Consider the following 12,729-nt stretch of genomic DNA (forward strand, 5'->3'; position numbering starts at 1 on the left):
CGTCAGGTGGGGAGAAATGGTCGCGTGCCGCATTGCCGGCGTTCGTGGAATTGATTCGGCCGATTCCCGGTCGCCATTGCCGAATTGCGTTGGCGGTGGCGGCACCGCGAGGCCCCTGTCGATTGCGCGGCGCCGTCACCTGCTCACTGAGTCGCGGTCACGGGGCGCGGAGTACGCGATGAGCGGGTTTTCACTCGGATGGCGTAGCTCGCCGGAGCGCGGACCGGCGTTGGGCACGGGGCGGGCCGTCACGGCTCCGTTGCCGCGGCGGCCCACCCCGGGGTCCTAGGCGATCGGCCGGTCGGTCGGCGCGATCGGGGCCGGCAGGACGTTCCGGCCGGTCAGGTAGGCGTCCACGCCGGCGGCCGCGGATCGGCCCTCGGCGATCGCCCACACGATCAGCGACTGCCCGCGGCCCATGTCACCGGCCACGAACACGTTGTCGACGCTGGTGCGGAAGTTCTCGTCGCGCGCGACGTTCCCGCGGGCGTCGAGCTCGACACCGAGCTGCTCCAGCAGGCCCTCGCGCTGCGGGCCGACGAAGCCCATCGCCAGCAGGACCAGCTGTGCGGGCAGCTCCCGCACGGTGCCCTCGACCTCGACGAACTTGCCGCCCTCGTTGCGCACCTCGACCAGCCGCAGCGCCCGCAGGTTGCCCTCGTCGTCGGCGAGGAACTCCTGCGTGCTCACCGAGTACAGGCGCTCGCCGCCCTCCTCGTGCGCCGACGAGACCCGGAAGATCATCGGGTACATCGGCCACGGGTGGGCCTCCGACCGCGTCTCCGGCGGCCTCGGCATGATCTCCAGCTGGGTCACCGACGCGGCGCCCTGCCGGTGAGCGGTGCCCACGCAGTCCGCGCCGGTGTCACCGCCGCCGATCACCACGACGTGCTTGCCCTCGGCCGAAATCGGCGACGTCTCCAGCGTGCCGGCCGCGACCCGGTTGGCCAGCGGCAGGTACTCCATCGCCTGGTGGACACCCTTGGTGTCGCGGCCGGGCGCGGGCAGGTCCCGCCACGCGGTCGCGCCACCGGCCAGCACCACGGCGTCGTAGGAGCTCCGCAGCTCCTCGGCGGTGATGTCGACCCCGACGTTCACGCCGGTGCGGAACTCGGTGCCCTCGGCGCGCATCTGCTCCAGGCGCCGGTCCAGCCGCCGCTTCTCCATCTTGAACTCGGGGATGCCGTACCGCAGCAGCCCGCCGATCGCGTCGGCCCGCTCGAACACGACCACGTCGTGCCCGGCGCGGGTCAGCTGCTGCGCCGCCGCGAGACCCGACGGGCCGGACCCGACCACGGCGACCTTCTTGCCGGTGCGCGTCACCGGGGGCTGGGGCTTGATCCAGCCCTCCTCCCACGCCCGGTCCACAATGGAGATCTCGACCCGCTTGATGGTGACCGGGTCGTTGTTGATCCCCAGCACGCACGCGGTCTCGCACGGCGCCGGGCACAGCGTCCCGGTGAACTCCGGGAAGTTGTTCGTGGCGTGCAGGCGCTCGATCGCGTCGCGCCAGTCGTCGCCCCAGACCAGCGTGTTCCACTCCGGGATCAGGTTGCCCAGCGGGCAGCCCTGGTGGCAGAACGGGATGCCGCAGTCCATGCAGCGCCCGGCCTGCTTCTCCAGCTTGTTCGACGCGAAGTCCTCGTAGACCTCTTTCCAGTCGAGCAGCCGCAGCGGGACCGGACGGGTCCTCGGCGTCTCGCGCGGCGTCGTCAGGAAACCCTTCGGGTCAGCCATGAGCGGCCTCCATGATGGCCTCGTTCACGTCCCGGCCCTCGCGCTCGGCTTCCGCCTGCGCGGCCAGGACTCGCTTGTAGTCCTTGGGCATGACCTTGCCGAAGCGGGCGAGGCCGGCCTCCCAGTCGGCCAGCAGCTGCCGCGCCACCGGCGACTCGGTCTCCACGAAGTGCGCCTCGACCGCGTCCCGCAGGAATTCGACGTCCTCGTCGTCCAGCGGGTCGACGTCGACCATCTCCGGGTTCACCCGCAGCGGCGACAGGTCCAGCACGTACGCGATCCCGCCGGACATGCCGGCGGCGAAGTTGCGGCCGGTCGGCCCGAGCACGACCACGCGACCGCCGGTCATGTACTCGCAGCCGTGGTCACCGACGCCTTCGACCACCGCGAGGGCTCCGGAATTGCGCACGCAGAACCGCTCGCCGACCTTGCCGCGCAGGAAGATCTGCCCGCTGGTCGCGCCGTAGCCGATCACGTTGCCGGCGATGATGTTCTCCTCGGACGCCAGCTTGGCCTCCTTCGGTGGCCGCACGATGATGCGGCCACCGGACAGGCCCTTGCCGACGTAGTCGTTGGCGTCACCGAACAGCCGCAGCGTGATGCCCCTGGGCACGAACGCGCCGAACGACTGCCCGGCCGTGCCGGTGAACGTCACGTCGATCGTGTCGTCCGGCAGGCCTTCGCCGCCCCACCGCTTGGTCAGCTCCGACCCGAGCATCGTGCCCACGGTCCGGTTGACGTTGCGCACCGGCAGTTCCAGCCGCACCTTGTCGCCGGAGCTCAGCGCGCCCTCGGCGAGCTGGATCAACGTGTTGTCCAGCGCCTTGTCCAGGCCGTGGTCCTGCGCGACGACCTGGTGCCGCGCGGCCCGCGGCTCCAGGTCGGGCACGTGGAAGATCGGCGAGAGGTCCAGGCCGCGGGCCTTCCAGTGGTCGACGGCGGGCCGGGTGTCGAGCACCTCGGCGTGCCCGACGGCCTCCTCGATCGAGCGGAACCCGAGCTTGGCCAGGTACTCGCGCACCTCCTGGGCGATGAACTCGAAGAAGTTCACCACGTACTCGGCCTTGCCGCTGAACTTCTCGCGCAGCTTCGGGTTCTGCGTCGCGACCCCGACCGGGCAGGTGTCCAGGTGGCAGACCCGCATCATGATGCAGCCGGACACCACGAGCGGCGCGGTCGCGAAGCCGAACTCCTCGGCCCCGAGCAGCGCGGCGATCACGACGTCGCGGCCGGTCTTGAGCTGGCCGTCGGTCTGCACCACGATCCGGTCGCGCAGCCGGTTGGCCAGCAGCGTCTGCTGCGTCTCGGCCAGGCCCAGCTCCCACGGGCCGCCCGCGTGCTTGATCGAGGACAGCGGCGAGGCGCCGGTGCCGCCGTCGTGTCCGGAGATCAGCACGACGTCCGCGTGCGCCTTGGACACCCCGGCCGCGACCGTGCCGACGCCGACCTCGGACACCAGCTTCACGTGGATGCGGGCGGCCGGGTTGGCGTTCTTCAGGTCGTGGATCAGCTGCGCCAGGTCCTCGATCGAGTAGATGTCGTGGTGCGGCGGCGGCGAAATCAGGCCCACACCCGGGGTGGAGTGCCGCGTCTTGGCGATCCACGGGTACACCTTCGCGCCGGGCAGCTGGCCGCCCTCACCGGGCTTGGCGCCCTGCGCCATCTTGATCTGGATGTCGTCGGCGTTGACCAGGTACTCGCTCGTCACGCCGAACCGGCCGCTGGCGACCTGCTTGACGGCGCTGCGCCGCTCGGGGTCGTAGAGCCGCTCCGGGTCTTCGCCGCCCTCACCGGTGTTGGACTTGCCGCCCAGCCGGTTCATCGCGATCGCGAGGGTCTCGTGCATCTCCTGCGAGATCGAGCCGTAGGAGATGGCGCCGGTGGCGAACCGCTTCACGATCGAGGAGACCGGCTCGACCTCCTCGATCGGCACCGGCGGCCGCACGCCCTCCTTCAGCTCGAACAGGCCGCGCAGCGTGAACAGCTTCTTCGCCTGCTCGTCGACGGAGCTGGTGTACTCCTTGAAGATCTCGTACTTGCCGGTGCGCGTGGAGTGCTGCAGCTTGAAGACCGTGTGCGGGTTGAACAGGTGCGGCTCGCCCTCGCGCCGCCACTGGTAGTCCGAGCCGATCTCCAGCTCGCGGTGGTTCGGGCGGAACCCGTCGCGCGGGAACGCGCGGGCGTGCCGCTGCCGGACCTCCTCGTGCAGCACGTCGAAGCCGACGCCGCCCAGGCGCGAGGTCGTGCCGGTGAAGCAGGTGTCGATGACCTCCTGCGACAGGCCGAGCGCCTCGAAGATCTGCGCGCCGGTGTAGGAGGCCACAGTGGACACTCCCATCTTCGACATGGTCTTGCGGACGCCCTTGCCCAGCGCCTTGATCAGGTTCCGGGTGGCCTGCTCCGGCGTGACGCCCGGGATCTTGCCGTCGCGGGCCAGCTCCTCGACCGTGGCCATCGCCAGGTACGGGTTGACCGCGGCGGCGCCGTAGCCGAGCAGCAGCGCGATGTGGTGCACCTCGCGGGCGTCGGCGGTCTCGGCGATGATCCCGACCTGGGTGCGGGTCTTCTGCCGCACCAGGTGGTGGTGCACCGCGCCGGTCAGCAGCAGCGACGGGATGGCCGCGTGGTCGGCGTCGACACCGCGGTCGGACAGCACGATCAGCCGCGCGCCCTCGGAGATCGCGTTGGACACCTCGGTCCGGATCTCCTCCAGGCGTGCCACCAGCGCGTCACCGCCGCCGTGCACGTCGTAGAGACCGTGGATGGTGACCGCGGTGAACTCCGGCAGGTCGCCGTCGTCGTTGATGTGCACCAGCTTGGCCAGCTCGTCGTTGTCCAGCACCGGGAAGGGCAGGACGACGCGGCGGCAGGACTCGCCGGTGGCCTCCAGCAGGTTGGGCTGCGCGCCGAGCTCGGTGCTCAGCGAGGTCACCAGCTCCTCGCGGATCGCGTCCAGCGGGGGGTTGGTGACCTGCGCGAACAGCTGGATGAAGTAGTCGAAGATCGGGCGCGGGCCGGACGACAGCGGCGCCAGCGGCGAGTCGTTGCCCATCGAGCCGATCGGCTCCGCGCCGCTGCGGGCCATCGGCGACAGCAGCGTGTCCAGCTCTTCCTCGGTGTAGCCGAAGGCCTGCTGGCGGCGCACCAGCGACGCGTGCGTGGGCACCTCGCGCTCGCGCTCGGGCAGCTCCTCCAGGCGCACCAGGCCCTGGTCGACCCACTCGCCGTAGGGGTGCTCGGTGGCCAGCTGCCCCTTGATCTCCTCGTCCTCGATGATGCGGCCCTCGGCCGTGTCGACGAGGAACATGCGGCCCGGCTCCAGCCGGCCCTTCCGCACGATCGTGGACTGGTCCAGCTCCAGCACGCCGACCTCGCTGGCGAGCACGACCAGGCCGTCCTCGGTGACCCAGTAGCGCGCCGGCCGGAGGCCGTTGCGGTCGAGCACCGCGCCGATCTGGGTGCCGTCGGTGAACGACACCAGCGCCGGGCCGTCCCACGGCTCCATGAGGGTGGAGTGGAACTCGTAGAAGGCGCGGCGCGCCTCGTCCATCTCCTCGTGGTTCTCCCACGCCTCCGGGATCATCATCAGCACCGCGTGCGGCAGGCTGCGGCCGCCCAGGTGCAGCAGCTCCAGCACCTCGTCGAAGCTCGCCGAGTCGCTCGCGCCGCGGGTGATGACCGGGTAGATCCGCTTGAGGTCGCCGGGGATGAGGTCGGTGGCGAGCATCGACTCGCGCGCGTCCATCCAGTTCCGGTTGCCGCGCAGGGTGTTGATCTCGCCGTTGTGCGCCACGTACCGGTACGGGTGCGCCAGCGGCCAGGACGGGAAGGTGTTGGTCGAGAAGCGGGAGTGCACCAGGCCGATCGCGCTCGTCACGCGCTCGTCGGTGAGGTCCGGGAAGAACCGCGGTACCTGCGGCTCGGTGAGCATTCCCTTGTAGACGATCGTCCGCGCGGACAGGCTCGGGAAGTAGACGTCCTCGTCGGCCAGCAGGTGCTCGGCGCGCTTGCGCACGACGAACGCCGCGCGCTCGAGGTCCAGCCCGGTGCGCAGGCCCTCGCGCGAGGCGAGGAACAGCTGCGCGAAGTGCGGCATGGTCGAGGCCGCGGTCGGGCCCACGTGCTCGGTGTCCACCGGGACCGTGCGCCAGCCCAGGACCCGCAGGCCCTCCTCGGCGACGATGCCCTCGATGGCGCTCATCGCGCGGCCGCGGGCGGTCTCCTCCAGCGGCAGGAACGCGGTCCCCACGGCGTAGTGGCCGGCCTCGGGCAACTCGAAGCCGGTGACCGCGCGGAAGAACTCGTCCGGGACCTGGATCAGGATCCCGGCGCCGTCGCCGGTCTCCGGTTCGGCTCCTCTGGCGCCACGGTGTTCGAGGTTGCGCAGGGCGGTCAACGCCTTGGAGACGATGTCGTGGCTGCGTCGGCCGGTCATGTCGGCGACGAACGCGACACCGCAGGCGTCGTGCTCGTATTGCGCGTCGTACAAGCCTTCCGGCTTGCGAACACTGTGGCGGGTCACGGCTGGCCGTCTCCTCACACGTGGGCGCGGCACGGGCGCTGCTAACACAGCAGCCCTCCTGCGCGATGGTCAGTCGAGAGCAGAGTTCCGAGGCGCCTCGAAGAGGGCGGGACTCGGTACACCGGCCACACAGCGCTGGGTGGCCGCCGGTCGGCACGTCGTCGGGCCGCTGGCGCGCGTCAAGCGATCGACCCGGGTTGTGGTGGGCGGGTTCCCGCGGCGCGCCAGTTACCCCCGGGTTCGCCGGGTCTTATGACAGTAATGTGAATTCGCCGTTATCGACATACGTCGACCGGACCTCGTGGCATATGCCATATGGACGTTGACGTGACAGCCTCCGGTGTGGAAGTACCGTTGCACCACCGTTGACCTGCGCAAAAGGGGCCACCGTGCGGTGGCGTGATCGATTCACCGGTTCGGGTGAGTGTCCGATTAAGTAATCAAGGTGTTACGGACGGCTGGGGGTCCGGCACGGGTCCCGGCGCGGGCGGCCCGGATACTCGGGGTGTGGACGGTCTGGCGCTGCGTTTCCTCGGCCACTCCACGGTCCGCCTGGAGATCGCCGGCCGGGTCGTGCTGACCGATCCGGTGCTGACGCGCACCGTGGGCGGGCTGATCCGGGTCGTGCCGCCGCCGGACCCCGCCGCGTACGCCGGCGCCGATCTGGTGCTGATCTCCCACCTGCACGGCGACCACCTGCACGTGCCGTCGTTGCGGATGGTGCGGCCGGGCGTGCCGATCGTGGTGCCGCGCGGGGCCGGTGCGTGGCTTCGGCGGCGCGGGTTCGCCGCGGTGGTGGAACTGGACGTCGGGGACGAGTTCGCCGACGGGGACCTGCGGGTCACGGCCGTCCGCGCCGACCATTCCGGACACCGCTGGGGCCCGCGGTTCACGCACGGCCCGCAGGCGCCCGCGACCGGGCACGTCGTGGAAGGGCCGGGCGCGCGGGTGTACGTGGCCGGGGACACCGACCTGCACGACGAGATGGGCTCGCTGGGTCCCGTCGACGTCGCGGTCCTGCCGGTGTGGGGCTGGGGGCCGAACCTGGGGCCGGGCCACCTGGACCCGGTGCGCGCCGCGGAGGCGGTCGACCTGGTGCGGCCGCGGATCGCGGTGCCGGTGCACTGGGGCACGCTGGCGGTGCCCGGTGTGGCGCGGACGCGCCGGATGCGGCGGTTGCTGGTCGATCCGCCGCGCGAGTTCGCCGCCGCCGTGCGCGGCGAGACGCACGTCGCCCTCACCGAACCGGGTGAAGTCGTCGAGCTGCGTGGGATTTCCCGGTGAGCGTGACCGGCGCGGCTGCCGCGGGTGAGCGGCGTCGGCGTGATGGGGTGACCGGGTGAACTGGACCGACTTGTCGGCCGTCGGCTACCCGACCCTCTTCCTGGGCGTGCTGATCGGCTCGATCGTGCCGATCGTCCCCACCGGCGCCGTCGTCGGCGCCGCGGCGGCGGTCGCGATGACGACCGGACACCTGTCGCTGCCGCTCGTGCTGCTGCTCGCGGCCGCGGGGGCGATGGTGGGCGACGTCGTCACGTTCGCGATCGCGCGCCTGGGCAGTGACGCGGCGATCCGCTGGCTGGCGCGCGGGCAGAAGCCGGAACGCCTCGTCTCGGCGCAGCAGCGCTTCCGGCGGCAGGGGTGGCAGCTCGTGGTCGTCGGGCGGTTGCTGCCGGCCGGGCGGATCCCGGTGCTGCTCGCCGCGGGCGCGGTGGCCTACCCGTGGCGGCGGCTGCTGCCCGCGACCGCCGTCGCGTGCGTGCTGTGGGCGATCGCGTACGCGCTGCTGGGCGTGGTCAGCGGCGGGCTGTTCGACTCGCCACTCGTCGCGACGCTGCTGGCCGCCGTGCTGGTACTGCTGGTGACGGGTGTGATCAACCTGGTGGCGAAGCGCCGCCGGGAGCGGGCGAAGGTGGGGGACAGGGGATGACTTCGGCGGAACGGGGCCGGCTGCTCCGGCGTGGACGGTCGCTCGCGCGGTTCGCCCTGGTGTGGCTGACCGCGTCGCTCGCGCTGGTGGGCATGGACGACCTGCTCGTCGGCTTCGCGATGCCGGAGTGGTGGCAGCCTCTGGTGTGCGGTCTGCTGCTGAGCCTGCTGACCGCGGTGGTGTGGCCGCAGGTGCTGCGGGTGGCGTTGCCGCTGGCCCTGTTCACCCTCGGCATCGGCAGCTTCCTGCTGCTCGGCGCGGGCGCGGTGGCCGCGTTCGCCGCCGTCCCCGGCGTGGAGATCAACGGGTTGCGGACCGGTTTCCTCGTCGTGGTCGGGGTGTCGGCGGTCAGCGGTGTCGTGTCGAGCCTGCTGGCGATCGACGAGGACGAGGTGTTCTTCCGCCGGGCCCGCCGCCGGTCGCGGCGGTGCCCCGACCTCGAGGCCGACGTGCCACCCGGGCTGATCTTCCTGCAGGTCGACGGCCTCGGCTACGACGTCGTGCGCCGCGCGGTGCGCGACGGTGACATGCCGACGCTGGCCCGCTGGCTCGCCGAGGACAGCCACGCCCTGGTGCGCTGGCAGACCGACTGGAGTTCGCAGACCGGCGCGAGCGTGTGCGGGATCCTGCACGGCTCGAACCACGACATCCTCGGGTTCCGCTGGTACGAAAAGGACCGCGATCACGTGATGGCGTGCGCCCACCCGCGCGACGCGGCCGAGATCGAGCGCCGGCACTCGACCGGGCGCGGGCTGCTCGCGGGCGACGGCGCGAGCCACGGCAACCTGTTCACCGGCGACGCGCCGCACGTGAGCCTCACGATGAGTGCGGTGTCCGTGCTCCTGCCGAAGGGGCTGCGCCGACGCCGCGCGGACCGGGTCGGCGCCGGGTACTACGCCTACTTCGCCAACCCGGTCAACGCGTTGCGCACGTTGGGTTCGGCGCTGGTCGACGTGGGCCGGGAGCTGTCGGCCGCCGCCCGGCAACGGCGGGCCGGTGTGGTACCGCGGGTCCCGCGCGGCGGGCTGTACCCGCTGGCGCGACCGGGCACCACGGTCATCTCGCGGGACGTCGTGGTGTCCGCGGTGCTGGAGGACATGCTCAACGGCCGGCCGGTGGTGTACGCGGACTTCCTGGGGTACGACGAGGTCGCCCACCACTCCGGCATCGAGCGGTTCGACACGCTGGCCGTGCTGCGCGGGATCGACCAGCAGATCGGCCGCCTGCACCGGGCCGCGCGGCTGGGACCGCGCAGGTACCACCTGGTCGTGCTGTCCGATCACGGGCAGACGCAGGGCTGGGCGTTCGCGCACCGGTTCGGGGAGTCGCTGGAGGAACTGGTCGGCCGGCTGTGTGGCGGGCCCGGCCCGGAGGTGGCCGGCTCCGGGCCGGTGGCGACCCGGCTGCGGGAACGGGTGAGCGGCAAGCGGCGCATCGAGCACCGCCCGCGCGAGGACGAGCGCCACGAGGTCGCGCGGGTGGCGCCCGGCGTGGTCGTGGTGGTGTCCGGGCACGTCGGGATGGTGTCGTTCACCGAGCACGCGGGGCGGGTGTCGCTGGAGACCATCGAGGCCGAGTACCCGGATCTGCTGCCGGCCCTGGTCGACCACCCCGGGGTCGGTTTCGTGCTGGTGCGGTCCGAGGCGGACGGCCCGGTCGTGCTGGGGCGGGACGGGGTGCACCGGCTCGCCACCGGCGAGGTTCTCGGTGCGGACCCGCTCGCGGAGTACGGGCCGCACGCGCCGGACCTGATCCGCCGGGTCGACGGGTTTCCGCACTGCGCGGACCTGATGATCAATTCGCGGTGGGACCCGGAGACCGGGGAGGCTTCGCCGTTCGAGATCCACGTCGGGTCGCACGGTGGGCTGGGCGGCGAGCAGGAGCGCGGGTTCCTGATCTACCCCCGGGGTTTCGAGCCGCCCGGGGAGCTCGTGGGGGCCGAGTCGTTGCACCGGTTGTTCCGGTTGTGGCTGACCAAGCTCGGTCACCCCGAGCCCGGGGTCGAGTGAGCCGCCGCGGCGCGCAGCGGCTACCGCGTGTCTGACCCGGGAGGAGTAGTAGTTCGATCCAGCCCCCTGCGATCAACGTCCGTCCAGGCTGTTCCGCGGCGGTACCAGCAGGTCCTCGATCAACGCCCACGCCCTACGTCACCCCGCGACCGTCACCGAGCCCAGGCTCGTGAAGTGGGCCGCCACCCGGGATCCCGCGTCGACCGGCACCGCGTCGGTCAGCCCGCCGGTCAGCACGATCCACCCCGCCTGGAGTGCCAGTCCCCGCTCCGCCAGCGAGTTCGCCGCCAGCGCGAGCGCCTCACCGGGATGCCCGAGCACCGCGGCGCCGGTCGCGCTGTCCACGATCGCCCCGTCGACCTCCAGCAGGCAACCCTCCAGGGACAGGTCCAGCCCGCCCGGCGCCAGCCCCAGCGGCCCGGTCCGGAACACCGCCGATGAGGCGTTGTCCGCGATCGTGTCCGCGGCGGCGAAACGGAAGTCCTGGTACCGCGAGTCGATGATCTCGATCCCGCCGTACACCCGGTCCACCGCCGCCATCGCGGTCGCCGCCGTCACGCCCGGCCCGGCCAGCCGGGAACCCAGGACGAACACGATCTCCGGCTCGGCCCGCGGGTGGATCAACGGCGGCAGCGGCTCCGCCGCGGGCAGCACCATGGCGTCGGTCAGCCAGGCCATCACCGGCCGGTCCACGTTCATCCGTTCCTGCTTGGCCTTCGACGTCAGACCGAGTTTCAGGCCGATCAGCTTCTCGCCCCGCGCCAGCCGCAGGCGCAGCGCCTCGTCCTGCACGGCGTAGGCCGTCCGCACGTCCAGCGCGGGCCACTCCGCGGTGAGCGGCCCCCGGGCCGTCCCCGCGTCAGCCGCCGCCAGCAGCACCCGCGCCGCCTCCGCGATGCTCCACTCGCTCACGCGTCCTCCTTCGACCCGAACACCGCGGTGACACTGCCCAGCCCGGCGACCGTCGACACCACCGTGTCACCCGGCCGCAACGGGATCGCCCTGGTCATCGAACCGGGCAGCACGACGTGCCCCGGTTCCAGGTCGATGCCCAGCGGCCCGACCGTGTTCGCGAGCCACACCAGCGCGTTCAGGGGTGATCCGAGCACCGCGCCACCCGCGCCGGTGGCCACCAGCTCACCGTTGGCGTGCAGCGTGCACCCGGCCAACCGGAGATCCACTGTGGACAGCGAGGTCGGCCGGCTGCCCAGCACCACCCCGCCCGACGAGGCGTTGTCCGCGATCGTGTCCACGATCGAGATCCGCCAGTCCTCGATCCGCGAGTCGACGATCTCCAGCGCCGGGACCACGAAGTCGACGGCGCGCACCGCGTCGGCCACCGTCACCCCGGGTCCGGACAGCTTCCGGCCCAGCACGAACGCGATCTCCGGTTCGATGCGCGGCTGCAGGAACCGGCCGACGGGGATCGGCTGGTGCTCCAGGTGGAACATGCTGCCGGTCAGGTGACCGTAGTCGGGCTGGTCGACGCCCATCTGGCGCTGCATCGCCGCCGACGCGAGCCCGACCTTGTGCCCCTTGACCTCGTCACCCTCGCCGGTCCACACGCGCACCTGGTCCAGCTGGATCCGGTAGGCGTCCTCGACGGTCGCGCCCGGGTGGCTCTCGATCAGGGGCGCGATGGGCTTGCCCGCCGCGTAGGCCTGCAGCAGGAGGTCGGCCGCCTCCCGTACCGCTGTCGCATCCATACCCGGAACTTTCGCCGCCCGCGCGCCGCCACCGCAAGCGTGGCGTCCCGCTCGGCGGCACGCGTCAGACCCGGGCCGCTGGTCCGCAGTGGTGGGAGCCGACGATGCCCTCGCCGAGAGCCTGGAACAGCAGCTCGCCCCATTCGGTGTTGACGTCGTGCAGCACTGCCGGTTCGAGGGGGAAGCAGGGCCGGTCGACGCCTTGCGCGGCGTCGACCTGGAGGTGCCGCCGGGCTCCTTCACCGCGATCATCGGTCGTCGGGCTCGGACAAGACGACGTTGCTGCACTGCGCCGCCGGGCTTCGCACGCCGACCGCGGGCATCGTCGAGCTGGACCAGCTGTCCGGCGGGCAGAAACAGCGCGTCGCGGTGGCGCGGGCGCTGATCACCGGCCCGGGGGTGTTGGCCGACGAGCCGGCCGGCGCGCTCGACATCCGCAGCGGCGCCCGCGAGGTGCTCGGCCGGTTGCGCGGGCTCGCCGACCAGGGCCAGGCGACGGCCTGATCGTCGACCAGATGGCCCGGCCGGCGGCGGCCGCGGCGGCGAACCGGATGGCGACGCTCGTCGAGCCGGCTGCTGGCCACCGGGCTCGTCGCGGTGATCGGGATGGCGCTGGTGTCCGCGATGACCGCGCTGCTGTCCACCGGGTTCGGGTGGTGGGGATCGTGGTGTTCGCGATGGTGTCCACAGTGGGGGTCACGCTCGGCGGCCTGCGCCGGGGTTCGGCCTGCCGGTCGCGGGCGTAGTCGTGGCGAGCGTGGTGGCGGCCTGGATCGGCCGCCGGAAGGTCGCCGGATCGCAGCCCGGTCGGCTCCCCCCCCGGCG

General features: G+C 72.1%; 7 protein-coding genes and 1 pseudogene. 4 read left to right on the forward strand and 4 right to left on the reverse strand.

The annotated features are described in order from the left end of the window. Window positions 1-285 precede the first annotated feature (285 nt). Window positions 286-1,737, reverse strand: coding sequence for a glutamate synthase subunit beta (locus FB470_RS17940; RefSeq protein WP_306993003.1), 1,452 nt, complete (start codon window positions 1,735-1,737; stop codon window positions 286-288). Next, window positions 1,730-6,259, reverse strand: a complete 4,530-nt coding sequence (gltB, locus tag FB470_RS17945; RefSeq protein WP_306993005.1) for a glutamate synthase large subunit — start codon at window positions 6,257-6,259, stop codon at window positions 1,730-1,732. The genes FB470_RS17940 and gltB overlap by 8 nt, the downstream gene beginning before the upstream one ends. Window positions 6,260-6,766: 507 nt before the next feature. On the opposite strand from gltB, the gene FB470_RS17950 reads away from it, so the two are divergent. Genes FB470_RS17950 through FB470_RS17960 form a run of 3 tightly spaced genes read left to right on the forward strand, consistent with a single transcriptional unit; the run spans window position 6,767 to window position 10,198 of the window. Then, complete coding sequence (locus tag FB470_RS17950; protein ID WP_306993006.1) at window positions 6,767-7,543, forward strand: MBL fold metallo-hydrolase; 777 nt, start codon at window positions 6,767-6,769, stop codon at window positions 7,541-7,543. Window positions 7,544-7,598: 55 nt separating this feature from the next. After that, window positions 7,599-8,189 (forward strand): DedA family protein, encoded by a 591-nt coding sequence (locus FB470_RS17955; protein ID WP_306993008.1) that lies wholly within the window; start codon window positions 7,599-7,601, stop codon window positions 8,187-8,189. Continuing rightward, a complete protein-coding gene (locus FB470_RS17960) occupies window positions 8,186-10,198 on the forward strand; it encodes a phage holin family protein (RefSeq protein WP_306993010.1) in 2,013 nt (670 codons plus the stop codon). The genes FB470_RS17955 and FB470_RS17960 overlap by 4 nt, the downstream gene beginning before the upstream one ends. 138 nt (window positions 10,199-10,336) lie before the next feature. Here FB470_RS17960 and FB470_RS17965 read toward each other — a convergent pair whose 3' ends face one another. Both FB470_RS17965 and FB470_RS17970 read right to left on the reverse strand, forming a co-directional pair. Continuing rightward, window positions 10,337-11,110, reverse strand: coding sequence for a 2-keto-4-pentenoate hydratase (locus FB470_RS17965; RefSeq protein ID WP_306993012.1), 774 nt, complete (start codon window positions 11,108-11,110; stop codon window positions 10,337-10,339). Further along, window positions 11,107-11,904, reverse strand: coding sequence for a 2-keto-4-pentenoate hydratase (locus FB470_RS17970; RefSeq protein ID WP_306993014.1), 798 nt, complete (start codon window positions 11,902-11,904; stop codon window positions 11,107-11,109). Before FB470_RS17970 ends, FB470_RS17965 begins: the two co-directional genes overlap by 4 nt. A 157-nt stretch (window positions 11,905-12,061) precedes the next feature. On the opposite strand from FB470_RS17970, the pseudogene FB470_RS35985 reads away from it, so the two are divergent. After that, window positions 12,062-12,399 (forward strand): annotated as a pseudogene (locus FB470_RS35985) (ATP-binding cassette domain-containing protein); the annotation flags it as partial. Window positions 12,400-12,729: the final 330 nt, after the last annotated feature.

The sequence above is a fragment of the Amycolatopsis thermophila genome (assembly GCF_030814215.1).
Classification (GTDB): Bacteria; Actinomycetota; Actinomycetes; order Mycobacteriales; family Pseudonocardiaceae; genus Amycolatopsis_E; species Amycolatopsis_E thermophila.

Coding starts and splice junctions, on each gene's coding strand:
- FB470_RS17970 (WP_306993014.1), bottom strand. CDS start 11,904: ATGGATGCGACAGCGGTACGGGAGGCGGCCGACCTCCTGCTGCAGGCC.
- FB470_RS17940 (WP_306993003.1), bottom strand. CDS start 1,737: ATGGCTGACCCGAAGGGTTTCCTGACGACGCCGCGCGAGACGCCGAGG.
- FB470_RS17960 (WP_306993010.1), top strand. CDS start 8,186: ATGACTTCGGCGGAACGGGGCCGGCTGCTCCGGCGTGGACGGTCGCTC.